The organism is Micromonospora sp. DT43 (assembly GCF_049841645.1).
In the GTDB taxonomy this organism is placed as follows: Bacteria; Actinomycetota; Actinomycetes; order Mycobacteriales; family Micromonosporaceae; genus Micromonospora.
The window spans coordinates 352089-375724 of the sequence record NZ_JBNCKR010000007.1; the positions used below are offsets into that span (position 1 = coordinate 352089).

The window sequence follows — 23636 nt, forward strand, 5'->3', positions numbered from 1 at the left end:
CATACACAGGTCGCGTCAACGCAGCGTCACCAAGCTGCGTCGCTGGTTGGTCCGTCGCGGTGACGCCGCCGTGACGACGACTGCCGCATCGTGGCCGCAGTCGTCCAGCGCGTCCGGAGGTTCACCGGCCGGCCCGGACGCCGTTGGGGGGAGGCCCAGCCATGGACCGATCGCTGATCGTCGCGAAGGTCGTACCGACAGCCGAGGAACGGGTGGCCGAGATTTTCGCCGAGTCGGACGCGACCGAGCTGCCGCGCCTGGTCGGCGTCCGGCACCGCTCGCTGTACCGCCTGCACGACCTTTACGTGCACCTCCTCGACACCGAGCATCCGGCGCAGGAGGCGGTGGAGGCCGCCCGTGGTCACCCCGAGTTCGTCCGGGTCAGCGACCGGCTGCGGCCGTACGTCTCGCCGTACCTGCCGACCTGGCGCTCGCCGCGCGACGCCATGGCGCAGTGCTTCTACCGGTTCGACGCCCCGGACGCCGGGGGGCGCTCGTGACTGCCACCGCCGGACAGGCGGAGCAGCTCTGGTCCCGCTGCGCCGGCTGTGCGAGCCTGCTCTACCGCAAGCGGCTGCGCCGCAACCTGGACGTCTGCCCGGAGTGCGGCGAGCACACCCGGCTCGGCGCCCCGGAACGACTGCGGCAGCTCGTGGACCCGGGATCCCTGTGCCTCCTGCCCGACCGGCTGCCCGAGGCGGATCCGATCGACTTCGTCGACGTGCTGCCGTACCCGCACCGGCTCAGCGCCGCGCGGGTCAGCACCGGCTTGGCCGAGGCGGTCCTCTGCGCCACCGCCACCATCGGCGGACACCCGGCCGCTCTGGCCGTGATGGACTTCCGCTTCCTCGGCGGCAGCCTCGGCTGCGCGGTGGGTGAGCTGATCACCCGTACCGCCGAGCGGGCGTTGGACGACCGGGTGCCGCTCATCCTGGTCACCGCGTCCGGTGGGGCGCGGATGCAGGAGGGCGCCCTGTCGCTGATGCAGATGGCAACGGTCAGCCAGGCCATCGCCGCGCTGCGCGAGGCGGGTCTGCTCACCGTCAGCGTGCTCACCGATCCGACCTACGGAGGCGTGGCGGCGTCGTTCGCCACCAACACCGACCTGGTCCTCGCCGAGAGTGGCGCCCGGATGGGTTTCGCCGGTCCACGGGTGATCCGCCAGGTCACCGGCCGGGCGTTGCCGGAGGGGTTCCAGACCGCCGACTTCCTGCTGCGCCACGGTCAGGTGGACATGGTGGTGCAGCGCCGGTCGCTGCGGGGTCGACTGGCCGCGCTGCTCGCGGCGGCAGGCACCGGCCGTCCGGCGCGTCCGCCCGTACCCCGGCAGGAGCCGGCGCCACACCACGAGCGCCTGGCCGGCGCGACCCCAGCCGCCGACGGCCGCCGCCCGGTCGGGGAACGACCGCCGGTGGCGGTCGCCGCCGACGGCACGCAACCTGCGGTACGCGACGCGTGGGACACCGTTCGCACGGCCCGCCACCCGGGCCGACCCACCACGCTGGACTATCTGGACTCGGTGTTCGACGGGTTCGTCGAGCTGCACGGCGACCGGCTCAGCGGGGACTGCCCCGCCATCGTCGGCGGTGTCGCGCGGCTGGCCGGCCGGCACGTCATGGTCATCGGCCACCAGAAGGGGCACACGACAGCCGACCTGGTCGCCCGCAACTTCGGCATGGCGAGCCCTGCCGGGCACCGCAAGGCGCTGCGCCTGATGCGTCTCGCCGCCCGCCTCGGCCTGCCGGTGGTCACCCTCGTCGACACCCCCGGCGCCGATCCGGGGATCAGCGCCGAGGAGCAGGGCCAGGCGGCCGCCATCGCGGAGAACATCCTCACCCTCACCGTGCTGCCCACCCCCGTCCTCGCGGTGATCACCGGTGAGGGTGGCAGTGGCGGCGCGCTGGCCCTCGCCGTCGCCGACCGGGTGCTGATGCTGCAACACGCCGTCTATTCGGTGATCAGTCCCGAGGGCTGCGCGGCCATCCTCTGGCCGGACCGCTCCGCCGCGCCGCAGGCCGCCCGCGCGCTCCGGCTGACCGCACCCGACCTGTGTCGCCTCGGCGTCGTCGACGAGATCGTCCCCGAGCCGGCGACGGCCGCCCAGGACGACCCCGCCGAGACGGCCCGACGGTTGCGCGCCGCGTTGCTGGCGAACCTGCTGCCGCTGCTGGACGTGCCGCCCGCGATGCTGGTCCGCCTGCGCCGGCAGCGGTTCCGCCGGTTCGGCGCCACCCGCACCGGTGTCCGGGCGGTCGCCCGATGACCGCCGCACCCACGGTGGACACCACCGACGGCCAGAACGCCCGGCCCGACGGCGGGACCGCCGCGGACGGTGAGGCGGTGCTGGTCGGGCTGCGTCGACAGGCGCGGCACCTGCTCGCCGAGCTGCCCGGGCCGGTGCGTCGGATCCGGTTGTGCAGCGGGACGACGGTGCTGGAGGTCCAGTGGCATCCGGACGAGGCGGCCGCCCGGTCGCCCGTACCCCCGGCGTCGCCGCCGGTCGATGCCACCCCGCCGGCGGGCACGGCCGTGCCCGGCCCGCAGGCCGCGCTGATCCGGCCGCCGGTCCCCGGCCGCGCCGCGGTCCGGGCGCCGATCGTCGGCACCTTCTACCGCGCGCCGGAGCCCGGCGCACGGCCGTTCGTCGCGGTGGGTGACCTGGTCCGTCCCGGTCAACCGGTCGCGATCGTCGAGGCGATGAAGCTGATGAACGAGGTCACCGCCGACCGGGCCGGGCGGGTGGTCGCGATCCTCGTCGGCGACGGCCAGCCAGTGGAGTACGACCAGCCACTGGTCGAGCTGGATCCGGCCTGACGGCGGGGATGAGTGACAGATGTTCGAGACCGTGCTGATCGCCAACCGTGGTGAGATCGCGCTGCGGGTGCTGCGGGCCTGCAAGGAACTGGGCATCCGCACGGCGGTGGTCTACTCCGCCGCCGACGCGGACTCCGCGGCCGTGCGCCTCGCCGACCAGGCCGTCCGGATCGGGCCGGCGTCGAGCCGGCGCAGCTACCTCAACGCCGCCGCGATCGTGGAGGCGGCCCGGCAGGTGGGCGCGCAGGCCGTGCACCCCGGGTACGGCTTCCTCTCCGAGGACGCCGACTTCGCCGAGATCTGCGCCGACAACGGCCTGACGTTCATCGGCCCGCCGCCGGCGGTGATGGCGGCGCTGGCCGACAAGTCCTCGGCCCGGGCCCTCATGAGCCGCGCCGGCCTGCCGCTGCCCGAGGGCAGCGTCGCGCCGGTGGCGACGGCCGCCGCGGCCGCCGAGATCGCCGACGCCGTCGGCTATCCGGTGATCGTGAAGGCGGCCGCCGGGGGCGGTGGCCGGGGGATGACGGTGGTGCACCACCAGACCGAGCTGGCCCGGGCGTACGCGCGGACGCGGGCCGCCGCGCAGGCCGCCTTCGGTGACGACAGGGTGTACGTCGAGCGGTACCTCACCGAGGCTCGGCACGTCGAGGTGCAGGTGCTCTGCGACTCCCACGGCAACGGCGTGCACCTGGGCACCCGGGACTGCTCGGTGCAGCGCCGGCACCAGAAACTCGTCGAGGAGGCGCCCGCTCCCGCGTTGTCCGCCGCCACGCTCGACGCCATCGCCGAGACCGCGCTGCGGGGCGCCCTGGAGGTCGGCTTCGTCGGCGCGGGCACGCTTGAGTTCCTCGTGGACGCCGAGGAACGCTTCCACTTCCTGGAGATCAACTGTCGGATCCAGGTGGAACACCCCGTCACCGAGATGGTCACCGGGATCGACCTGGTGCACGAGCAACTGCACATCGCGGCCGGGGTGCCGCTGCGGTGGCGGCAGGAGGAGATCCGGCTGCACGGCGTCGCCGTGGAGTGCCGCGTCAACACCGAGGACCCCGAACGCGACTTCGCGCCCACACCCGGCCGCCTGGAGCGGTTCACGCCACCCGGTGGACCGTTCACCCGCGTGGACACCCATGCCAGCGCCGGTTACCTGGTCGGCCCCTGGTACGACTCGCTGCTGGCCAAGGTGATCGTCTGGGCGCCCGACCGGGAACTGGCGCTCAACCGGCTGGAGCGTGCCCTGGAGGAGTTCGACATCGCCGGGCCGGGCGTGCACACCACCATCCCGTTCGTGCGGCGGGTGCTCGACGACGCCGCGTTCCGCAAGGGCCGCTACACGACCGGCCTGGTCGACCGCCTACTCGCCGCGTCGTCGTCGCCACCACCACTGCCGCCGTCGCCCGCGCCCGCGCAGCGGTCGGCGGCCACCCCCACACCCCGCGCCGCGCCCGCCGCGCAGCCCGACGTAACCAACCGGAGGACCCGATGACCGTCACCCATGGCCGCCCGATGACCGCCGAGATCACCGACATCCTGGTGTCGCACTGCGGGCTGGACGCCGACGCCGCGGCACGAGCGCCCGCCGCGTCGCTCGAGGAACTGGGCATGGACTCACTCGCGCTGCTGGAACTCTCCGCCGTCGTCGCCGACCGGTGGCAGGTGAGCATCCCCGAGCAGGCCGGGCAGCTGAGCATCCCGGCGGTGGCCGACCTGGTCGCGCGCCGTACCGACCCGCCCGGACACACCGAGAACTCGGTGGTCATCGACGCGCCTCTCGCGCTGGTCTGGGACGTCACCAACGACGTGGCGAACTGGACCGAGCTGTTCACCGAGTACGCCGTGGTGGAGATCCTGCACCGCGACGGGCACACCGTGCGGTTCCGGCTCACCATGTACCCCGACGAGAACGGGGTGGCGTGGAGCTGGGTCAGTGAACGCACCGCCGACCCGGTCAGCCGGCAGGTGCGGGCGCACCGGGTGGAGACCGGACCGTTCGAGTACATGCGGATCCACTGGCGCTACACCGAGGAGGCCGACGGCGTCCGGATGGCCTGGACGCAGGACTTCGCCATGAAGCCCACCGCGCCCGTCGACAACGCCGCGATGACCGAACGGATCAACACCAACAGCGTCATCCAACTCGCGGTGATCAAGGACCGGGTGGAGCGGATCGCCCGGCAGCGCGAGGAGCAGGACCGCGTTGTGGCCGGTGGCGGGTCGACGGGGGCCGGCGATGAGTGACCTGGGCACCCGGCCGATCGCCGCGGCGGACGTACCGGCCGACCGGAGGCGCGGCGGCGAGTTGCGGGTGCTGCTCGGGCCCCGCACCGTCGGCAGCACCTCCGGCTTCCTCGGGGTGGCCACCCTCGCCCCGGGTGAGCGGATCGCCGAGCACTACCACCCGTACAGCGAGGAGTTCCTGTACGTGGCGCGCGGCGCGATCACCGTCGACCTGGACGACCAGCCCACGGCGGTGTCCGCGGGCGAGGCGCTGTTCGTGCCGGTAAACGTGCGGCACCGGCTGCGCAACACCGGATCCGAGCCGGCCGAGGTGGTCTTCCACCTGGGTCCTCTGGCACCCCGGCCCGAGCTCGGACACGTCGACACGGAACTGGTCGAGCAACGGGGCGGGTCATGAGCGCGAGGAGTGAGCCGGGTTTGCGAGCCCCGCAGTCGCGAACAGAGGTGGCGCGATGACCGGGCGGCGCACGGTGGTGACAGGCATCGGGGTGGTCGCTCCCGGGGGCGCCAGCCGGGACCGCTTCTGGAAGACCATCACCGAGGGACGGACGGCCACCCGGCGGATCAGCTTCTTCGACCCGTCGCCGTTCCGCTCGCAGATCGCCGCCGAGTGCGACTTCGACCCGGTCGCCGCCGGACTCACCGACGCCGAGCGGCGCCGCGCCGACAGGTACGTGCAGTTCGCGCTGGCCTGCTCCACCGAGGCGATGGCCGACTCCGGGCTGGTGCTCAGCGACGCCGAGCGGGACCGCACCGGGGTGGTGCTCGGCACCGCAGTGGGCGGCACGATGGCCCTGGAACAGGAGTACGTGCGGGTCAGCGACAACGGCCGGAACTGGCTTGTCGACGCGGCGCTCGGCGGCCCGTACCTGTACCAGGCGCTGGTGCCCAGCAGCCTGGCCGCCGACGTGGCGTGCCGGCACGGGCTGCACGGCCCGGCGCAGGTGGTCTCCACCGGCTGCACGTCGGGCATCGACGCCATCGGGTACGCCCACCAGCTCATCGTGGACGGCGAGGCGGACATCGTGCTGGCCGGCGCGGCCGACTCGCCCATCTCACCTGTCACCGTCGCCTCGTTCGACGCGATCAAGGCGACCAGCCCCGACAACGACGACCCCGCGCACGCCTCCCGTCCCTTCGACGCCGACCGGCACGGGTTCGTGCTGGCCGAGGGCGCGGCGGTGCTGGTGCTTGAGGAGGCCGAGCACGCCCGACGGCGCGGCGCCCACGTCTACTGCGAGGTCGCCGGCTACGCCAGCCGCAGCAACGGTTACCACATGACCGGGCTGCGCCCGGACGGGCTGGAGATGGGCCTCGCCGTCACCGACGCGCTGCGACAGGGCCGCGTCGCCCCCGAGCAGGTCTCCTACATCAGCGCCCACGGCTCGGGCACCCGGCAGAACGACAGGCACGAGACGGCCGCGTTCAAACGGGCGCTGGGCCAGGCCGCGTACCGGGTGCCGATCAGCTCGATCAAGTCGATGGTGGGGCACTCGCTCGGGGCGATCGGGTCGATCGAGATGGCCGCCTGCGCCCTCGCCATCGAGTTCGGCGTGGTGCCGCCGACGGCGAACTGGAGCACCCGCGACCCGGAGTGCGACCTGGACTACGTGCCCAACGAGGCGCGGGAGGTGCCCGTCAACGTGGCCCTGTCGGTGGGCAGCGGCTTCGGCGGCTTCCAGTCGGCAATGGTGTTCCGCCGGCTGTCCCCGACGGTGGCGGCGTGAGCACCGCCCGGGCGGTCGTCACCGGCATCGGTGTGGTCGCGCCCAGCGGCGTGGGCGTGGACGCGCACTGGCGTACCGTGCTGGCCGGCACCCGGCGCACCGGGCCGATCACCCTGTTCGACCCGTCCGGCTACCCGACCCGCTTCGGCGGCGAGGTTCCCGACTTCACCGCCGGCTCGTACGCCGACAGCCGGCAACTGGTGCAGACCGACAGGTGGACGCACCTCGGCTTCGCCGCCACCCGGCTGGCGCTCACCGACGCCGGCCTGCCCGAGCGGGCACCCGACCCGTACGGCTACGCCATGACCCTGGCCAGCTCGTCCGGGGGCAACCTGTTCGGCCAGCGGGAGCTGCAACGGCTGTGGGGTGGCGCGTCGCGGACCGTCGGCGCGTACCAGTCGATCGCCTGGTTCTACGCGGCAAGCGTCGGACAGCTCTCCATCCACCACCAGTTCAAGGGACCGAGCGGGGTGCTGGTCGCGGAGACGGCAGGTGGGCTGGACAGCCTCGCGCACGCCGCCCGCGCGGTGCGCCGGGGCACGCCCGTGGTGATCGCCGGGGCGACCGAGTGTCCACTGAGCCCGTACGCCCTGGCCTGCCAACTGCGCTCCGGGCTGCTCAGCGACGTCGCTGACCCGGAGCGGGCGTACCGGCCGTTCGACGCGTCGGCAAGCGGCTACCTGCCGGCCGAGGGGGGAGCGGTGTTCGTGGTGGAGGAGCTGGCGCACGCCCTGGCGCGGGGGGCCCGGATCTACGGCGAGGTGAGCGGCTGGGGCGCCACCCACGACGCCGCGCACACCACTGCCGACAGCGCCGGCGACCCGGCGCAGTACGCCCGCGCGATGCGACTGGCCCTGGACCGGGCGGGCGTCGCGGCGGCGGGGATCGACGTGGTGCTTCCCGACGCTCTCGGTGTGCCCCGCTACGACCGCAGCGAGGCCGAGGCGCTGCGCGCCGTGTTCGCCGACCGGCCGCCCCCGGTGACCACGCAGAAGCCGCTGACCGGGCGGGCGCACCAGGGCGGCTCGGCGTTGGACGTGGCCACCGCCCTGCTCGCGTTCGCGCACGACACGCTGCCCGCGTCCGCCGGCCCGGACCGGGTGGCCGACGGGTGCGAGCTGGACTTCCTGCGGGAGCACCGCCGGCCGCGCAGCCGGCTCGCGCTGGTCTGCGCGCGGGGCTTCGACGGGTTCAACAGCGCGCTGGTCCTTCGGGGGGCCGCGCCGACGAGGGGAGAGACGCCATGAGCGAGCAGCGGGCCCGAGTGGTCTTCCTGGTGCGGGTGCCGGCGCCGCGCACCGAGCGGTTCCTCGCCGCATACGAGGAGGTGCGGCACCTGGTCGCCGACGGCGTGCCGGGTCACCTGGTCGACCAGGTCTGCCGCTCGTCGACCGACCCGGAACAGTGGCTGATCACCAGCGAGTGGGCGAGCCTTGCCGACTTCGAGAACTGGGAGCGCACCCCCGAGCACCGGGACCTGGTGCGCCCGATGCGGGAGTGCTTCACCGACGCCCGTTCGCTGCGCTTCCACATCCACGCGCAGACGCCGGCGCTGGCCTGACCGCCCGCGCTGATCAGGGCTGGCGGTCCGGATCGTCCCGGACGCGGCCGTAACGCTCGTAGATCACCCGCGAGTCGAACGTCCTCGTCTCGATCAGGTCCAGCCGTACGTCCTCGGTGACGGGTGGCAGGTAGGGCGTACCGCCGCCGACGACGACCGGATGGCGGAACATGCGCAGCTCGTCGACGAGGCCGAGTTCGAACGCCGCCGAGGCGAGCCCGGGGCCGCCGATCTCGACGTCCCGGTCGGTCGCGTCCAGGATCGCGGCGACCTCCTCGGCCACCGACGCCTCGGCGAGTCGGGCGTTTCCCTGCACCGTGTCGAGCGTACGGCTGAAGACGACCTTCGGGAGAGCGGACCAGACGTCGGCGAACGCGGCCTTGAGGTCGGTGTCGCGCATCGACGGATCTGTCTCCCACACCAGCATGTCCTCGTAGAGCCGGCGGCCCAGCAGATAGCCGCCGAGCCCGCGCACCCGTGCGAGGTGGAAGCCGAACAACTCCTCGCTGGGCGCCCCCCACCCGAAATCGCCGTTCCGGTCGGCGACGTAGCCGTCCACCGAGACGCTCATCGCGTAGATCAACATGGCGGCACACCCATCGCGTCGAAAGTGGTACCTGCTGCGCCCATGCTTCCAGAGCCTGACCACGCCCGCGTCGGCAGCGATGAAGCCCCGGAGCGCGTAGGGTCCTGGACCCATGAAGGTGCTGATCTCGGTGGACATGGAGGGCATCTCGGGGATCGTCCACTCCGCCGAGACGAATCCCGATCGGTACGACTACGAGCGTGGCCGGGCGTTGATGACCGCCGAGGCGAACGCGGTGATCGCCGGGGTCCTCGACGCGGAGCCCAACACGGTGGTGTGGGTCGCCGACGCCCACGGCACGTTTCGGAACCTCCTGCCGGAGGACCTCGACAGGCGTGCTCACCTGGTGCGCGGCAAGCCCCGCCCGCTGGGCATGCTCGCGGGGCTGGACGAGCACACGGACGCCGTCCTGTTCGTCGGCTATCACGCTCGCGCCGGTGCCGGGCCGGCCGTGCTGGCGCACACGATGAGCGACGCCATCCTCGACGTGCGGGTGGACGGACGATCGCTCGGCGAGATCGGCCTCAACGTCGCCATGGCGGGACACCTGGACGCGCCAGTCGTCCTCCTGAGCGGAGACGACACCGCCTGCACGGAATTCAGCGAGCTGGTGCCCTCGGCGGTCACCGTCGCCGTCAAGCAGACCCTGGGCCAGACCGCCGCGGTGGCGCTGCACCCGCAGGAGGCGCGAGAGCGGCTGCGCCACGCCGCCGCCGACGCCATCGCCCGCCGTGCCTCGATTCCTCCGGCGAAGCTGACCGGGTCGGTGGACGTCGAGGTCGACCTGTACGGCCCGTACATGGTCGACCTCGCCACTCTGGTGCCGGGTGTGACGCGCGTCGGCGGTGGCCGGACGGTCGCCTTCCACGCCGTCGACGTCGCGGAGGCCTACCGGCTGGTGCAGCTGCTCGTCCAACTCGCCAGCATCAAGCCCGGCTAGCCTGGCGATCGACTCGGGTTCAGGAAAACTGCGGTGTCCGATCGGGTCGGACACCCCGGTTTCCCTGAAGCCGAGTCGATCTTGAGTGCCGCCGGCCGCCTGATCGGGCCGCCTGATCGGGCCGCCTGGCCGGTGGTCGGCGGCGGTATGTGGCAATCGGTCCGGGCGCTTGATTTGATCTAGCCATTTGCATCTAGCGATGCTCCTCGCGGCTGTCGTAGGGTTCCGTCAGCACCCCGAAAGATGTTCACAAACGGGGATTATGCCCTAATTTGTGCTGCGGGTTGAACGGCGAGGGTGATGGATCAATCGACAGGAAACCTTACGGCTGAAAACCCTGGCTGGGTGGACGACGTCCTGTTCTCCGGCCGTCCGACAGATGTTTGTCTCCGCCTGCCGGAGCCGATCGACCGGGCCACCCTGCACCGGCTGGTGACCGCCGCGCAGGACCGGCTCACCGCCGCCGGCCTCCGACCCGGTGGCGCCGCCGCGCTGCGGCTGCCGCCCTCGCTGGCGTACGTGGTCAACCTGCTGGCCACCTGGCGCGCCGGCGGGCAGGCGATCCTGCTCGACCACCGGCTCACCGACCACGAGGTGGATCGGGCGCTGACCCGGCTCACCCCGCAGGTGGTGGTCGCGCCGCTGCGGACGGCCGGCGGCGCGCTGAAGGTCTTCGTCGACGTCACCGAGAGCGTCACCCGCTACGCCGACCGGCCGGCGGTCAGCGGGCACGCCGTGATCCAGCTCAGCTCCGGCTCCACCGGCCCGTCCAAGGTGATCGGCCGTACCGCCGCCGACCTGGTCGCCGAGGTGGGCCGCTACACCCGCATCGACGGCGTGCCGCTGCCCGGCGAGCGCATCATCCTGCTGCCCTCCATGGTGCACGTGCTCGGGCTCGTCGGCGGCCTGCTCTACGGCCTGCACGCCGGGGTCGAGCTGGTGCCACCGCAGCGGCTCAGCGGCGACGCCGTGCTCGCCGCGATCGCCGCCGACCCGACGCCGGCCACCGTGCTGGGCGTGCCGTTCCACATCGGTCTGCTCGCCTCCACGCGACCGTCCGGCCCCCTGCCGCAACTACGGCGGATGACCACCGGCGGCGAGCTGGTGCCCGCCGCCGTGGCGCAGGCGTTCACCGACCGGTACGGGGTGCCGCTGGGCAACATGTACGGGATGACCGAGGTCGGGGTGATCGGCACCGACCTGCACGGATCCCACCGGCCGTCGATCGCCCCGGCGCCCGGCATCGAGGTCCGCGAGGCCGACGGCGAGCTGTGGGTGTCCTGCCCGGCGTCGCCGTACGTCGGACTGAGCGACCCGACCCGCTGGGCCGACGGCTGGCTGCACACCCGCGACGCCGGCACCGTCGACGCCGCCTCCGGCCTGGTCACCGTGCGCGGCCGGCTCGACTCGCAGGTCTCCGTGGGCGGGATGAAGGTCGACCTCACCGAGGTGGAGGCCACCGTCGCCGAGCTGCCCGGCGTGGCAGCCGCCGTGGTGGTGTGGGACGACGGCATCACCGCCTACGTCCAGCCGGACGGCCCGCTGTCGGAGGAGATGCTGGACAAGCTCCTCGCCGAGCGGCTGGCCGGCTACAAGCGACCCCGGGTGCTGCGCCTGCTCGATCAGTTGCCCCGCACCACCACTGGCAAACTGGTCCGCTCGACCGGCGCCCTGCGCTCGGCGGCGACGCCGTGACCGGCCCACTGCACCACCTCGACGTCGACCTCAACCTCCGCCCGTACGGCGACGGCCAGGACGAGACCCGCACCCACCTCCGGGTGGCCGACCCGCAGGGGCTCGCCGCCGGGCACCGGTCGCAGCGGAAGACCCGGCGGGGGCATCTCCCGCAGCAGTCCGCCACCGCGCAGCCCCACGCCGAGGGCCTTGCCGACGGCCTCCTTCGCGGTCCACAGCCCCAGGAAGTCCACCGCGTGCCCGACCTCGGGCCGGGCGGCCAGCCAGGACGACTCGGCGGGCGGAAACCAGCGGCGGGCCAGCGCGAGCGCGGGCAGCGGGCGGACCCGCTCCACGTCCACCCCGACCGGGCCGCCGAGACGGGCCGCGACCACCACGACACCGTCGGTGCGGCTGACGCTGACCGGCAACTCCACGGGCCCGGTGCGTCGACCCTCGTCGGCGGGCTCGGCTTGCCGGCCCCGCTCGACCGGCCCGTCCACCCGGACCTGCTCGACCGTCCCGCCCACCCGGAGGAGGGGGCTCCCACCGGGCCGATGCGTCAGCACCAGCTCGGCCTCCGAGCGGCCGAGCAGCGCGGCACCCGCGCGCAGCAGCAGCCCCCTGGCCGGATCCGGCTGACCGCCGGTGTCCCGACCGACCCACACGTAGACGGTGTCCCGATCGGACACCGTCAGTTGGCCCACGCAGAGAGGGTATCCATGAGAGCCGAGGTCCGTGCCTTCGTCGTCGAGCAGCTCGCCGACATGAACTACGACGTCGAGGGGCTCGACGACGACACCACGCTCGGCCCCTCCGGCGTCGACCTGGAATCGCTGGCCCTGGCCGACCTGTCCGTCCGGGTCGAGGACCGCTACGGCCTGACGTTCGCCGACGACGAGTCGGAGAAGCTGGCCCTGATGACTGTCGGCGAGTTCACCACAATGGTCGCCGACCGCGTCGCCGAGGCGACGAGCGACAACGCCTGATGCCCGGTCAGCCCGACCTGGGGCGAGCTGACCTGCTGACCATGCTCGCCGAACTCACCGCGAAACCCGCCGCCGAGGTCCCCGACCGGATCGGCTCGATGGAACTCGCCTGGCTCGTGCACCTCATCGAGCAGCGCTACGAACGTCGGCTCGACCTCACCGACGACGACCTGGCCGGCATCCGTACCGTCGACGACGCCCTGGTGGTCTTCCGGGCGTCGCTGGCCGCCCCCGCAGATGGCTGAGCCGCCCGTCGTCCAGCTCACCGGTGTGCACGCGGTAAGCGCCCTGGGTCGCGGCGCCGACGCGCAGCTCGCCGGGGTCCTGGCCGGTGCGCCGGCGTTTCGCCAGGTACGCCGCTTCGACACCACCGCCCGCCGCGTCGCCGTGGCCGCCACCCTGCCCGACGTGGGCGCCCTCACCGACGAGCTGGCCGCCGCGATCGACGCGGCCTGCGCGGCGGCCGGCCTGGACGACGTACGCCGGGCGGGGTGCGCCCTGCTGCTCGCGGTGCACGGCGGCCCGGCGCCGGGCGTGGGGCCCACCCCGGCCGCGCTCGCCGGCCAACTCGCGCTGCGCGCCGGACTGTCCGGACCGACGCGCGTCTACACAAGCGCCTGCGTGTCGGCGAGCACGGCGGTGGCCGACGCCGCGTCCCTGATCGCCCGGGGTGACCTGGACCGGGCGGTGGTGGCCGCCGGCTACCTGGTCGAGCCGGACCAGTTCGCGCTCTTCGACGCCGGCAGGGCCCTCGCCGACGACGGGGCGGTACGCCCGTTCAGCGCCGGCCGGCGTGGGTTGCTGCTCGGCGACGGCGTGGCCGCCGTGGTGCTCGAGTCCCACGCGGTGGCCCGCCGACGTGGCGGCGAGTCGGTGGCCACAGTGGTCGGTTGGGGGCGGGCCGGCGACGCGTTCCACCCGTGCCAGCCGGACCCGTCCGGCACCGGGTTGTCGCACGCGGTGCGTGCCGCGCTGCGCCGGGCCGGGCTGCCACCGCGGGCCGTCGGCTACGTCAACGCCAACGCCACAGGCACCGCGCAGAGCGACGCCGCCGAGGCGGCGGCGCTGCGCCAGGCCCTCGACGGGTACGCCGGTCAGGTGCCGATCAGCTCCACGAAGGCGCTGCACGGGCACGCGTTGGAGGCGTCCGGGCTGCTCGAACTGGTGGTCACCGCGCTGGCGCTGCGCCGGGGCGAACTGCCCGTCAACGCCGGCTGGCAGGCCCCGGACGAGGCGTGCCCCCTGGACGTCATCACGGACCGTCCGCGCCGGACGACCGCGACCCACGCCCTGACCCTCAACGCCGCCTTCGGTGGCGCCAACACCGCCCTCCTGGTCGGCACCCCGTGACCGACCCCGCCTCCCCGCGATCGTGCGCTGTCGACCCCGACGGATCCGGCGAGGCACGCGAAACAACGACCCGGATCACCGTGCGGGAGCTTGCGCGAGCCTGCTGGCCCGAGGCCGGCGACGGGGACGTGCCGGGGGTCCCGGGGTTCGTGCACTCGGGGTTCGCTCCGGTGGTGGTGGCAGTGGCCGAGCGGTGTCTACGGCGACGGTACGGGACGGGGCCGGTGCCCGCCGGCACGCGGACGGCGATCGTGCTGGTCAGCGCCAGCGGCGACCGGGCCAGCGCCGAGCACGTGCGGGCCACGGTCGAGGCCGGCGGGCGGGTCGGCCCGCTGTTCTTCTACCAGTCCGTGCCCAACAGCGTCGCCGGGCACGTCGCGGCCCGCTGGGGGCTGCGCGGCCCGGTGGTCTGCCTCAGCCCGACCGGCGACCCGTACGCCGACGGCACCGCCGAGGCGGCCCTGCTCTGCGACGACGGCGACGCCGACGAGGTGTTGCTGGTCCTGATCGAACAGGCGCCCGACACGTCCACCGAGGCGGTCGCGGTGCTGCTGGGGGGAGGAGCACGACCATGAGGACACCGGGACTGCGCGGCGCGTTGGCCGCCGACACCGAGCTGGGCGCGGGCAACATGCTGGCCCGGGTGCTGGCGCACGGCGCCGACCCGGACGGGCCCGGCCTGACCTTCGACACCGCCGTCGACGGGCACCCGGCCGAGACGCCGCTCACGCTGGGCCAGCTCGACGAGCGGGTCGCGGCCCGCACCGCCTGGCTGCACGAGCGCGGGGTACGCCCCCGCGACCCGGTCGCCGTCTGGGCCACCGCCGCCGCCGACATGGTGCTGAGCTTCCTGGCACTGGCCCGGCTGGGGGCGATTCCGGCGCTGATGAACGGCAAGCTCCGTCCGGAGATCGCCGCCGAGTACATCCGTCGGCTGCGGGGCGTCGGTGTGCTCGCCGACGACGCGCACACCGCGCTGCTGGCCGGGCACGACCTGGGCGTACCGCTACTGGGCACGCCCGCGCAGGCCGGCACGGGCGACCCGGCGCAGGCGCCGGCGCACTACCGGCACCACAGCGACGACCCGATCGTGATCACCCACACCTCCGGGACGACGGGGGTGCCCAAGGCGGTGCTGCACTCGCACGCCAGCCTCTTCGCCGCCACCCGGCACCTGCTCACCATGCCGCAGGCGCAGGGCACCCGCCGGATCCTCAACGCGCTGCCCGCGCCGCACACCGCCACCGTGCTGATGGTCAACCAGGCGCTGGGCAACCGGGCGGACATGTTCCTGCTGTCCGAGCAGGGCGGCGATCGGGTGCTGGACGCCATCCAGCGCTGGCGCCCCGACGGGGTGTTCGGTTTCTCGGTCACCTGGGCCGAGCTGGCCCGCTTCGACCTGTCCGGGTACGACCTGGACTCGGTGCGGCTGTGGTTCAACACCGGTGACTGCTCGCACGAGCCGCACATCCGCAGGCTCGTCGCGGTCGGCTGGCGCGACACCGTCACCCGCGACGGGGTGGCCCGGGTGCCCGGCTCGGTCTTCATCGACGGGCTGGGCTCCAGCGAGATGGGGCACTCCATGTTCCACGTCACCCACCGCGCCGACACCGACAGGTACGGCCGCTGCATCGGCCGCCCGTACGAGTTCGCCCGGGTGGCGGTGCTCGACGCCGAGGGCGAGCCGGTGCCGGTCGGCGAGGTGGGCTTCCTGGGCGTCGACTCGCCGTCGCTGTTCCGGGGCTACTGGAACGACTCGGTCACCACCCACCGGTTCCGCCAGCGCGGCTGGTACCTCACCGGCGACCTGGTCCGCGCCGACGCCGACGGCCGCTACTACCACCTGGACCGGGCTGTCGACTCGGTCGACGCCGGGGACGGCAGGCGGTTCTTCACCGCCCTGTCCGAGGAGCAGATCCTCGCCACCTGCCCGGACGTCACCGACTGCACCGTGGTGATCGTGGCGGAGGCCGGCGGCGTCGTCACCGACGTGCTGCTGGAGTTGGCCGCCGGCGCCGACGAGGCCGAGGACCGCACCGAACGGGTTCGCGTCGCGCTCGGCGCCGACGTCGGCGCCACACTGCGCCGGGTGGTGCCGGTGCGCTCGGACGACATACCGGTCACCGTGACCGGCAAGGTCCGCAAGGTGGCGCTGCGCGAGCGCTACCTGACCGAGGCGTCGTCGTGAGCGGCCGATCCGGGGTGTCGTCGTGACCGCGCTGATCACCGGGATGGGCCTGTTCACCCCGGTCGGGCGGGGCGTCGAGGAGACCTTCGACGCGCTTACCAGCGGCCGGTCCGGGCTGACCCGGCCGCCCGACGGTCATCCGGCGCACCTGTCGCTGGACGTCGCCGGCCTGCTGCCGGACATCGACCCGCGCAGCGTCGTGTCCGGGCCGGAGAGCCGCGTGCTGGACCGGATCGTGGTGCTCGCGCTGCTCGCCGCCGCGGACGCGCTCGCCGACGCCGGCATCGAGGTGGGCCGCGACGTCGAGCCGTCCCGGATCGGCGTGATCGTCGGCGGGGTCGGTGGGATGGCCACCCTGGAGACCCAGGTGCTCGCCCGTGCCGCCCGGGGCCGCGCGGCGGTCAGTCCGTACCTGCTCACCGGCATCCTGCCGAACATGCCGGCGGCGCGGATCGCGATCGCGCACGGCATCCGGGGCTACAGCTCGTCGGTCGGCACGGCCTGCGCGTCCGGCGCGCAGGCGGTCGCGGACGCGGTCCGGTTGATCCGGGCGGGGGAGGCCGACGTGGTGGTCTGCGGGGCCAGCGAGGCGCCGCTGTTCCCCACCTTCGCCGACACCTTCGGCAACGCGCGGGCGCTGGCCCGCGCCGGGGACGACCCGTCCCGGGCGAGTCGGCCGTTCGACACGTCCCGCTCCGGGTTCGTGTTGGCCGAGGGGGCGGCGCTGCTGGTGCTGGAGAGCGCCGAGCACGCCGCCGCACGCGGTGTCAGCGCGTATGCCGAGGTGGCCGGCTACGGCGCGACCACCGACGCGTACCACCCGACGGCCCCGCGCCCCGACGGCGCCGGCGCGGCCGCGTGCATGCGCGGCGCGCTGCGCAGCTCGGGCGTGCCCGCGGCGGCGGTCGGCTACGTCAACGCGCACGGCACCGGCACGAAGCTCGGCGACATCGCCGAGACCACCGCCCTCGCGGACGTCTTCGGCGACGGCGGCGTGCCGGTCAGCTCCACCAAGGCGCTCACCGGGCACCTGCTCGGCGCCTCCGGGGTGCTGGAGGCGGCGGTGACCGCGCTGGCGCTCGGTCGGGGGCTGCTGCCACCGACGTACCACCTCGACGATCCGGACCCGGCCTGCCCGGCGGACCACATCCGTGGCGCGCCCCGCAAGGCCGATCCGGAGTACGCGCTCACCAACTCGTTCGGGTTCGGCGGCCAGAACGTGAGCCTGCTGCTCGCGCGCGTCGCCGAGCCGAGGAGGTGAGCGACGCGGCATCCCGGACGGGGGGCGTCCGGACGGCAACACGGGGGGAAGCATGGGGAAGGGCACTGAGAACATGGACATCCGTGGGATCGACCACATCGAACTCTACGTAGGCGACGCCCGGCAGGCGGCCTTCTACTTCAGCACCGCCGTCGGTTTCCAGATCTGCGGCCAGGGTGGCCCGGAGACCGGGCTGACCGGGCAGCGCTCACTGCTGCTCTGCCACGGCGACATCCGCCTGCTGCTCACCTCCGGGCTGAGCGCCGAGCATCCGGCCGCCCGGTACGTGCAGCGCCACGGCGACGGCATCGCGGTCGTCGCCGTCGAGGTCGGCGACGTCGCCGAGGCGTACGCCGAGCTGGTGGGCCGGGGCGCGACGGGCGTGACGCCACCGACCACGCTTACCGGCGCGGACGCCGAGGTGGTGACCGCCGAGGTGGAGGGCTTCGCCGACGTGCGGCACCGCCTGGTGCAGCGCACCGGCAGCCGCACCGACTTCCTGCCCGGCGTGATCACACCGACGCCGTTCGCGGCGGACGAGGGCAAGCCGGTCCTCGCCGAGGTCGACCACCTGGCGGTCTGTGTGCCGCCCGGTGAGCTGGACGCGACGGTCCGGCACTTCGAGGGGCTGTTCGACTTCGCGCAGATCTTCGAGGAGCACATCGAGGTCGACGGGCAGGGCATGAACTCGAAGGTGGTGCAGAGCCCGTCCCAGCAGGTCACAGTGGTCTTGCTGGAACCCGACCGGGCCCGCAGGCCGGGGCAGATCGACGCGTTCCTCGACCAGCACGCCGGTGGGGGAGTGCAGCACCTGGGGCTGCGTACCGACGACATCGTCGCCGCGGTGGAGTCGCTGGGCCGGCGCGGTGTCCGCTTCGCCGGCACACCCGCCAGCTACTACGACGCCCTGGAGGCGCGGGTCGGCCGGGTGGACGCGCCGCTGGAACGGCTGCGCGAGCTGGGGGTGCTCGTCGACTCCGACCACGGCGGCCAGCTGTTGCAGATCTTCGCCGAGTCGATGCACGTGCGCCGCACGCTCTTCCTGGAGCTGATCGAGCGGCGCGGGGCGAGCGGCTTCGGCAGCGGCAACATCAAGGCGCTGTACGAGGCCAAGGAGCGGGAACTGGCCGCCGCGGCGGCCGCGCCACAGGGGGTGGGGGCGTGAGCCTGACCACCGAGGAGCAGGCGCTGCTGCCCTCCGACGACGACGTGCGGCACTACGCCGAGCACGGCTGGTACCTGTCGAAGAAGGTATTCACCGACGACGAGGTGGACGCCCTCGCCGCCGCCGCGCAGCGCTACTACGACGGCGAACGCGACCGCCGGCTGCCGGTACGCCCACCGAAGCTCGCCTACTGGGAGCCCGCCAGAGGGCCGGTGCAGCGGCACAACGACTACGTCCACCACGAGCACGACGGGCTGGGCGCGATCCTGCGCAAACCGCTGCTCGGCGCTGTCGCCGCCCGGCTCGCCGAGGCCGACGAGATCCGGGTCTTCCAGTCCACGCTGATCTACAAACCGCCGATCTCCGGCGAGCCGAGCAACATCGTGCCCTGGCACTTCGACAAGCACTACTGGGCGTCCTCGTCGTCGGAGAAGATGCTCACCGCGTTCATCCCCTTCCACGACTGCGGCGAGGAGATGGGCACCATCACCATGGTCGACGGCTCGCACCTGTGGAAGGAGATCGGCGCCGACGACACGGTGGTGCGGCACTTCGCCGACCGCGACCGCAGCCAGCTGGAGGAGATGCTGGCCGAGAACGCCGCGTACAACGGCGCCGAGATCCGCAAGATCCCGATGGTGATCCCCAAGGGACACGTGAGCTTCCACCACTGCCGCACCTACCACGGCAGTGGCCCCAACGTCAGCGGTCGCCCCCGCCAGGCGATCTCGCTGCACCTGCAGGACGGCGACAACGCCTGGCGGGAGTATCCGCTCTCCGACGGCTCGCTCGCCGCGTACAACCACGACGTGCTGGTCCGCCGCACCCACGACGGGCGGCCGGACTACGCGGACCCGGACTACTGCCCCGTCATCTGGCGCCACCGCGCCGCTCAGGGAGGCTGACATGTCACGCTACGACTGGGGTAGGACGCACCCGGGCATCGAACGGCTGGAACGGGCGGTGACCGAGCGACGCGACGCCGTGGTGAAGCACCCGCTCTACGCCAACCTGGACACCCACGAGGCGCTTGTTACCTTCATGGAGCACCACGTCTTCGCGGTCTGGGACTTCATGTCCCTGCTGAAGTCGTTGCAGCGGCAGTTGACCTGCGTGACAGTCCCGTGGATCCCGACCGGCCCGACCGGCAGCCGCCGCCTCATCAACGACATCGTCATGGTGGAGGAGAGCGACGAGCTGGGCGAGGGCTACATCAGCCACTTCGAGCTGTACGTACGGGGCATGGCCGAGGCCGGCGCGGACACCACAGCCGTGAACGCTCTCGTCGACCTGCTGCGCGCCGGCCAACCGGTGACCGACGCGCTGGCCGAGGCGGGGGTGCCTGCCGCGTCCGCGCTGTTCGCCGCGACGACCTGGCACATCATCGAGTCCACGCCTGTGCACTGCCAGGCGGCGGCGTTCGCGTTCGGCCGGGAGGACCTGATCCCGGACATGTTCACGCAGGTCGTCTCGGTCAACGAGCGCAGCAACAGGCTGCACACGTTCGTCGACTACCTGGAACGGCACATCGAGGTCGACGGCGAACAGCACACCCCGATGGCCATGCAGATGCTCGCCGACCTGTGCGGCGACGACGACGCCAAGTGGCAGGAGTGCGCCGACACTGTCAACACCGCCCTCGCCGCCCGCGCCCGGCTCTGGGACGACATCCTCGCGGCCATCAAGGGCCCGGCGTGACCGACGCCGACCCGGTCCGGCTCTACCGCACGGTCCGGCTGATCCGCCGGTTCGAACAACGGGCGGTGGAGCTGGTCCACGGCGGGCAGATCGTCGGCGGCATCCACCCGTACCTCGGTCAGGAGGGGATCGCCGCCGGCGTCTGCGCCGCCCTGGGTGTCGACGACGTGCTCGCCGGCACCCACCGGGGCCACGGGCACGTGCTGGCGCGCGGGGCCGACCCGGCGCGGATGCTGGCCGAGCTGTGCGGCCGGCTGACCGGCCTCAACGCGGGGCGGGGCGGCTCGATGCACGCCGCCGACCTCAGCATCGGCGTGCTCGGCGCGAACGCCATCGTCGGCGCCTCCGGGGCGATCATCACCGGCGCGGTGTGGGCCCGCCGGCGGCAGGGCCACGACACCGTCGGGGTGAGCTTCTTCGGCGACGGCGCGGTAAACGAGGGGATGCTGCTGGAGGCGTTCAACCTGGCCGCGCTGTGGCGGGTGCCGGTGCTGTTCGTCTGCGAGAACAACGGCTACGCCACCACCATGCCGGTCGCCGGCGCGGTGGCCGGCAGCATCGTCGGCCGCGCCGCCGCGTTCGGCATCCCGGCCGTCGAGGTCGACGGCCAGGACCCCGAGGCGGTACGCGACGCGGCGGCCGCCGCCGTCGGCCGGATGCGCGTCGGCGGCGGCCCCGAGCTGGTCGAGGCCCGTACCTACCGCTTCGACGCCCATCACACCTTCGAACACGCGGTACGCCTCGACTACCGCCCGCCCGACGAGGTGAGCCGGGGCCGGGCCCGGGACCCGGTGCGCATCCAGGGCGACCGGCTCTCCGACGTCGACCGTGCCGCAGTGGACGCCGAGGTCGAGGCGACTCTCGACGCGGCGGTGCGCTTCGCCCTGGACAGCCCGGAACCCGACCCGGCCGACGCGTTGACCTACCTGTACGCCAGCGGCCTGACCGCCCGCACCGGAGGTGGCTGAGGTGCCCCGACTGTCGTACCGCCGGGCGCTGACCCGGGCCCTCGCCGACGAACTGGCGCGCGACGAGGCGGTGTTCCTGCTCGGCGAGGACGTCCAGGTCGGGGCGTCGCTGGTGACCACCGGCCTGGCGAAGCGGTTCGGCACCGACCGGGTCCGCGACACCCCCCTGTCGGAGCAGGCGTTCACCAGCTTCGCCACCGGGGCGGCGCTGGCCGGGCTGCGGCCGGTGATCGAGTTCCAGATCCCGTCGCTGCTGTTCCTGGTCTTCGAGCAGATCGTCAACCACGCGCACAAGTTCCCGCTGATGACCGGCGGGCAGTGCAGTGTTCCCGTCACCTACCTGGTGCCCGGCTCCGGCTCGCGCACCGGGTGGGCGGGGCAGCACTCCGACCACCCGTACAGCCTCTTCGCCCACGTGGGAGTGGTCACCGTCGTACCGGCCACGCCGGCTGACGCGTACGGGCTGCTGGTCACCGCGATCCGCCACGACGACCCGGTGGTGGTGTTCGCGCCGGCCGCCGCGATGGACGTACGCGACGACGTGGCCGACCTGGCGCCGGTGCCACTGGGCCGGGGCCGCATCCACCGCTTCGGCGACGACGTCACGGTTGTCGCGATCGGGCACCTCGTGCACGACGCGCTCGCCGTCGCCGAAGAACTGGCCGGCCAGGTCTCGGTGGAGGTGTTCGACCCGCGCACCCTGTACCCGTTCGACATCGACGGGTTGACCGAGTCGGTGGCCCGCACCGGGCGGCTCGTGGTCCTCGACGACGGCAACCGGTCCTGCGGCATCGCCGCCGAGATCATCGCCTCGGTGGTGGAGCGGGTCCGGCTGCTCGCCCCGCCGCGCCGGGTCACCCGCCCGGACGGGGCGGTGCTGCCGTTCGCCCCCGCCCTGGACCGCGCCGTGCAGCCCTCCCGGGAGCAGCTCGCCACCGCCATCCACCTGACCATGAAGGACTCATCATGATCGACCCGAACTACTCGTGGCCGTCTGCCGACGGGGCCTGGACCGACCTGCCGGAGCCGGCCCGTCGGGCCATGGTGGCCAGCGGCGCGGCCGCCTGGGAACGCGTCTTCCACGGCCGGGCCACCTACAACAAGCAGTGGCGGCTGGCCCGCCCCCCGGTCCTGACCGCCGATGCCTGGCGGGAGTTGAACGAGGTCTGCGACAGGCTCGCCCAACTCGTCCTGGACGCCTGCCGGCGGCGGGTGGCCACTGCCGGTGAGCTGCGCCGGCTGCTCGGCGTCCCGGCGGGGGAGACCCGGCTGCTGAACGAGTCGGAGCCGCTGACCGAGGCGCTGCTGGCCGCGTACCGGCCCGATGTGATCTTCACTGAGGGCGTGCCGAAGTTCGTCGAGTACAACATCGACAGCAGCCTCGGGGGAGGGTTCGACGCCGACACCGTCATCCAGCGGTTCGCGCAGCTCTACGCCGAACAGGGCATCCTCGACAACCTGCCGGTCCGTGCCGCACCGTCCCTGCTGGACCAGCGGTTCGTGGCGATCCGCGAGGAGCTGGGGTTGCCCGACGGCGCACGGCTGGCGCTGCTGATGGACTTCGACGCCGACTACCCGGGGTTGGACGACCCGGAGACGTTCATCCGGATCCTCGACCCCCTCGCCGTGCGGGCCCGCGACTTCGGCATCGACCTGGTCATCGCGCCCCTGTCCACCGCCACCCTGGACGCCGAGCGCCGGCTCGTGGTCGACGGCGCGCCTGTCGACGCGCTGTTCCGGCTCTTCGTGCCCAACCGGGTCACCCCGACCGCGGGCCTGGACGCGGTGTCCGGCGCACTGGCCGCCGGCACGCTGCCGATGTACGTGTCGGCGGCGGCCTGGCTGCTGGGCAACAAGACCACCTTCGCCTGGCTCTGGGAGGACGTGGACGCCCTACCCGCCGACGACCAGACGCTGATCCGCCGGCACGTGCCGTACACGGTGCCGTTGACAGTGGCGGTGCTCGACCGGGCGCTCGCCGAGCAGGCCGAGCTGGTGGCGAAACCGGCGGACGGCTCAGCCGGGCACGGTGTGCTCATCGGCCCCGACCTGAGCCCGACGGACTGGGCCGAGGGCCTGCGCGCCGCCGTCGACCGGGGCGGGGCGATCCTGCAGCAGTACCTTCCCGCCGACCGGGTGCCGATGGACTTCGTGCAGATCGAGACCGGCGAGACGGTGACTGCCGACGTCCCGTACTCCCTGGCCCCGTACCTGTTCGGCCGAACGGCCTCCGGCGGCCTGGCGAGGGTCGGCTACCCCGGCGGCGACGGCATCCTCAACCTGGCCCACGGAGTCCTCCTAACCGGAATCCTCCTGTCCACCTAACCCCCCTGCCCCCACCCCCACCGTGCGCCTCCCCCCATCCCGGCCCTCGTCGATCATGAAGTTATTGCCCTCCGCGGCGGCTTGGGGTCAAGGGGTGAGTGCAATCGTTAGGCGGCGATGAGGTGGTCCAGGCGTTCGGCTGGGGTTGCCCA

At 73.3% G+C, this 23636-nt stretch carries 25 protein-coding genes; 23 read left to right on the top strand and 2 right to left on the bottom strand.

Annotation, left to right across the window (positions count from 1 at the left end; genetic code table 11):
- Positions 1–161: 161 nt before the first annotated feature.
- From ACLQ26_RS19715 to ACLQ26_RS19755, 9 genes are read left to right on the top strand one after another with little or no spacing between them, the layout of a single operon-like run.
- Positions 162–500 (top strand): TcmI family type II polyketide cyclase, encoded by a 339-nt coding sequence (locus ACLQ26_RS19715; protein ID WP_363688162.1) that lies wholly within the window; start codon positions 162–164, stop codon positions 498–500.
- Positions 497–2263, top strand: coding sequence for an acetyl-CoA carboxylase carboxyltransferase subunit alpha (locus ACLQ26_RS19720; protein WP_425745799.1), 1767 nt, complete (start codon positions 497–499; stop codon positions 2261–2263). The genes ACLQ26_RS19715 and ACLQ26_RS19720 overlap by 4 nt, the downstream gene beginning before the upstream one ends.
- Positions 2260–2814 (top strand): acetyl-CoA carboxylase biotin carboxyl carrier protein, encoded by a 555-nt coding sequence (gene accB / locus ACLQ26_RS19725; RefSeq protein WP_425745800.1) that lies wholly within the window; start codon positions 2260–2262, stop codon positions 2812–2814. Before ACLQ26_RS19720 ends, accB begins: the two co-directional genes overlap by 4 nt.
- 19 nt (positions 2815–2833) lie before the next feature.
- Entirely contained in the window at positions 2834–4300 is a 1467-nt protein-coding gene (locus ACLQ26_RS19730) for an acetyl-CoA carboxylase biotin carboxylase subunit (RefSeq protein WP_425745801.1), read from the top strand.
- Positions 4297–5052: an SRPBCC family protein gene (locus tag ACLQ26_RS19735; protein WP_425745802.1), complete on the top strand. Its 756-nt coding sequence runs from the start codon at positions 4297–4299 to the stop codon at positions 5050–5052. Before ACLQ26_RS19730 ends, ACLQ26_RS19735 begins: the two co-directional genes overlap by 4 nt.
- On the top strand, positions 5045–5449 hold the full coding sequence (locus ACLQ26_RS19740; RefSeq protein WP_358100522.1) for a cupin domain-containing protein: 405 nt from the start codon (positions 5045–5047) through the stop codon (positions 5447–5449). Before ACLQ26_RS19735 ends, ACLQ26_RS19740 begins: the two co-directional genes overlap by 8 nt.
- Positions 5450–5504: 55 nt before the next feature.
- Positions 5505–6779, top strand: a complete 1275-nt coding sequence (locus ACLQ26_RS19745) for a beta-ketoacyl-[acyl-carrier-protein] synthase family protein (RefSeq protein ID WP_425745803.1) — start codon at positions 5505–5507, stop codon at positions 6777–6779.
- Positions 6776–8026: a beta-ketoacyl synthase N-terminal-like domain-containing protein gene (locus ACLQ26_RS19750; RefSeq protein WP_425745804.1), complete on the top strand. Its 1251-nt coding sequence runs from the start codon at positions 6776–6778 to the stop codon at positions 8024–8026. Before ACLQ26_RS19745 ends, ACLQ26_RS19750 begins: the two co-directional genes overlap by 4 nt.
- Positions 8023–8340, top strand: a complete 318-nt coding sequence (locus ACLQ26_RS19755) for an antibiotic biosynthesis monooxygenase family protein (protein WP_007460635.1) — start codon at positions 8023–8025, stop codon at positions 8338–8340. Before ACLQ26_RS19750 ends, ACLQ26_RS19755 begins: the two co-directional genes overlap by 4 nt.
- 13 nt (positions 8341–8353) lie before the next feature.
- Here ACLQ26_RS19755 and ACLQ26_RS19760 read toward each other — a convergent pair whose 3' ends face one another.
- Complete coding sequence (locus tag ACLQ26_RS19760) at positions 8354–8926, bottom strand: dihydrofolate reductase family protein (protein ID WP_425745805.1); 573 nt, start codon at positions 8924–8926, stop codon at positions 8354–8356.
- Between the two features lie 112 nt (positions 8927–9038).
- Between ACLQ26_RS19760 and ACLQ26_RS19765 the strand changes: the two genes are divergently transcribed.
- Positions 9039–9866: a M55 family metallopeptidase gene (locus ACLQ26_RS19765; RefSeq protein ID WP_425745806.1), complete on the top strand. Its 828-nt coding sequence runs from the start codon at positions 9039–9041 to the stop codon at positions 9864–9866.
- A 300-nt stretch (positions 9867–10166) separates the two neighbouring features.
- Positions 10167–11561, top strand: a complete 1395-nt coding sequence (locus tag ACLQ26_RS19770) for a class I adenylate-forming enzyme family protein (RefSeq protein ID WP_425745807.1) — start codon at positions 10167–10169, stop codon at positions 11559–11561.
- Here the strand turns inward: ACLQ26_RS19770 and ACLQ26_RS19775 are convergent.
- Positions 11489–12247 carry a 4'-phosphopantetheinyl transferase family protein gene (locus tag ACLQ26_RS19775; protein WP_425745808.1) on the bottom strand — a complete coding sequence of 253 codons (759 nt, stop codon included), beginning with the start codon at positions 12245–12247 and terminating at the stop codon, positions 11489–11491. The two genes, ACLQ26_RS19770 and ACLQ26_RS19775, sit on opposite strands and share 73 nt — an antisense overlap.
- Positions 12248–12262: 15 nt before the next feature.
- On the opposite strand from ACLQ26_RS19775, the gene ACLQ26_RS19780 reads away from it, so the two are divergent.
- From ACLQ26_RS19780 to ACLQ26_RS19835, 12 genes are all read left to right on the top strand, one after another.
- The gene (locus tag ACLQ26_RS19780; RefSeq protein WP_007460627.1) at positions 12263–12529 is read left to right on the top strand and encodes an acyl carrier protein; all 267 of its coding nucleotides are present in this window, start codon (positions 12263–12265) and stop codon (positions 12527–12529) included.
- Positions 12529–12774, top strand: coding sequence for a hypothetical protein (locus tag ACLQ26_RS19785; RefSeq protein WP_007460625.1), 246 nt, complete (start codon positions 12529–12531; stop codon positions 12772–12774). The genes ACLQ26_RS19780 and ACLQ26_RS19785 overlap by 1 nt, the downstream gene beginning before the upstream one ends.
- Positions 12767–13879: a beta-ketoacyl-[acyl-carrier-protein] synthase family protein gene (locus ACLQ26_RS19790; protein ID WP_425745809.1), complete on the top strand. Its 1113-nt coding sequence runs from the start codon at positions 12767–12769 to the stop codon at positions 13877–13879. The genes ACLQ26_RS19785 and ACLQ26_RS19790 overlap by 8 nt, the downstream gene beginning before the upstream one ends.
- An 80-nt stretch (positions 13880–13959) precedes the next feature.
- Entirely contained in the window at positions 13960–14454 is a 495-nt protein-coding gene (locus tag ACLQ26_RS19795) for a beta-ketoacyl synthase chain length factor (protein ID WP_425745810.1), read from the top strand.
- On the top strand, positions 14451–16067 hold the full coding sequence (locus tag ACLQ26_RS19800; protein ID WP_425745811.1) for a class I adenylate-forming enzyme family protein: 1617 nt from the start codon (positions 14451–14453) through the stop codon (positions 16065–16067). The genes ACLQ26_RS19795 and ACLQ26_RS19800 overlap by 4 nt, the downstream gene beginning before the upstream one ends.
- 22 nt (positions 16068–16089) lie before the next feature.
- The gene (locus ACLQ26_RS19805; protein WP_425745812.1) at positions 16090–17328 is read left to right on the top strand and encodes a beta-ketoacyl-[acyl-carrier-protein] synthase family protein; all 1239 of its coding nucleotides are present in this window, start codon (positions 16090–16092) and stop codon (positions 17326–17328) included.
- Positions 17329–17401: 73 nt separating this feature from the next.
- Positions 17402–18493, top strand: coding sequence for a 4-hydroxyphenylpyruvate dioxygenase (gene hppD, locus ACLQ26_RS19810; protein ID WP_425745829.1), 1092 nt, complete (start codon positions 17402–17404; stop codon positions 18491–18493).
- Positions 18490–19398, top strand: coding sequence for a phytanoyl-CoA dioxygenase family protein (locus ACLQ26_RS19815; protein ID WP_425745813.1), 909 nt, complete (start codon positions 18490–18492; stop codon positions 19396–19398). Before hppD ends, ACLQ26_RS19815 begins: the two co-directional genes overlap by 4 nt.
- 1 nt (position 19399) lies before the next feature.
- A complete protein-coding gene (locus ACLQ26_RS19820) occupies positions 19400–20191 on the top strand; it encodes a DUF3050 domain-containing protein (protein ID WP_425745814.1) in 792 nt (263 codons plus the stop codon).
- Complete coding sequence (locus ACLQ26_RS19825) at positions 20188–21159, top strand: thiamine pyrophosphate-dependent dehydrogenase E1 component subunit alpha (protein ID WP_425745815.1); 972 nt, start codon at positions 20188–20190, stop codon at positions 21157–21159. The genes ACLQ26_RS19820 and ACLQ26_RS19825 overlap by 4 nt, the downstream gene beginning before the upstream one ends.
- Position 21160: 1 nt before the next feature.
- Positions 21161–22129 carry an alpha-ketoacid dehydrogenase subunit beta gene (locus ACLQ26_RS19830; RefSeq protein WP_425745816.1) on the top strand — a complete coding sequence of 323 codons (969 nt, stop codon included), beginning with the start codon at positions 21161–21163 and terminating at the stop codon, positions 22127–22129.
- Positions 22126–23484 carry a hypothetical protein gene (locus ACLQ26_RS19835; protein ID WP_425745817.1) on the top strand — a complete coding sequence of 453 codons (1359 nt, stop codon included), beginning with the start codon at positions 22126–22128 and terminating at the stop codon, positions 23482–23484. The genes ACLQ26_RS19830 and ACLQ26_RS19835 overlap by 4 nt, the downstream gene beginning before the upstream one ends.
- Positions 23485–23636: the final 152 nt, after the last annotated feature.

Bases quoted from the DNA above. Each gene is read 5' to 3' on its own strand.
- ACLQ26_RS19745 (WP_425745803.1), top strand. From the start codon at position 5,505: ATGACCGGGCGGCGCACGGTGGTGACAGGCATCGGGGTGGTCGCTCCC.
- ACLQ26_RS19790 (WP_425745809.1), top strand. From the start codon at position 12,767: ATGGCTGAGCCGCCCGTCGTCCAGCTCACCGGTGTGCACGCGGTAAGC.
- ACLQ26_RS19715 (WP_363688162.1), top strand. From the start codon at position 162: ATGGACCGATCGCTGATCGTCGCGAAGGTCGTACCGACAGCCGAGGAA.
- ACLQ26_RS19770 (WP_425745807.1), top strand. From the start codon at position 10,167: ATGGATCAATCGACAGGAAACCTTACGGCTGAAAACCCTGGCTGGGTG.
- ACLQ26_RS19765 (WP_425745806.1), top strand. From the start codon at position 9,039: ATGAAGGTGCTGATCTCGGTGGACATGGAGGGCATCTCGGGGATCGTC.
- hppD (WP_425745829.1), top strand. From the start codon at position 17,402: ATGGACATCCGTGGGATCGACCACATCGAACTCTACGTAGGCGACGCC.
- ACLQ26_RS19780 (WP_007460627.1), top strand. From the start codon at position 12,263: ATGAGAGCCGAGGTCCGTGCCTTCGTCGTCGAGCAGCTCGCCGACATG.
- ACLQ26_RS19785 (WP_007460625.1), top strand. From the start codon at position 12,529: ATGCCCGGTCAGCCCGACCTGGGGCGAGCTGACCTGCTGACCATGCTC.
- ACLQ26_RS19735 (WP_425745802.1), top strand. From the start codon at position 4,297: ATGACCGTCACCCATGGCCGCCCGATGACCGCCGAGATCACCGACATC.
- ACLQ26_RS19820 (WP_425745814.1), top strand. From the start codon at position 19,400: ATGTCACGCTACGACTGGGGTAGGACGCACCCGGGCATCGAACGGCTG.
- ACLQ26_RS19760 (WP_425745805.1), bottom strand. From the start codon at position 8,926: ATGTTGATCTACGCGATGAGCGTCTCGGTGGACGGCTACGTCGCCGAC.
- ACLQ26_RS19730 (WP_425745801.1), top strand. From the start codon at position 2,834: ATGTTCGAGACCGTGCTGATCGCCAACCGTGGTGAGATCGCGCTGCGG.
- accB (WP_425745800.1), top strand. From the start codon at position 2,260: ATGACCGCCGCACCCACGGTGGACACCACCGACGGCCAGAACGCCCGG.
- ACLQ26_RS19755 (WP_007460635.1), top strand. From the start codon at position 8,023: ATGAGCGAGCAGCGGGCCCGAGTGGTCTTCCTGGTGCGGGTGCCGGCG.
- ACLQ26_RS19740 (WP_358100522.1), top strand. From the start codon at position 5,045: ATGAGTGACCTGGGCACCCGGCCGATCGCCGCGGCGGACGTACCGGCC.
- ACLQ26_RS19800 (WP_425745811.1), top strand. From the start codon at position 14,451: ATGAGGACACCGGGACTGCGCGGCGCGTTGGCCGCCGACACCGAGCTG.
- ACLQ26_RS19835 (WP_425745817.1), top strand. From the start codon at position 22,126: ATGATCGACCCGAACTACTCGTGGCCGTCTGCCGACGGGGCCTGGACC.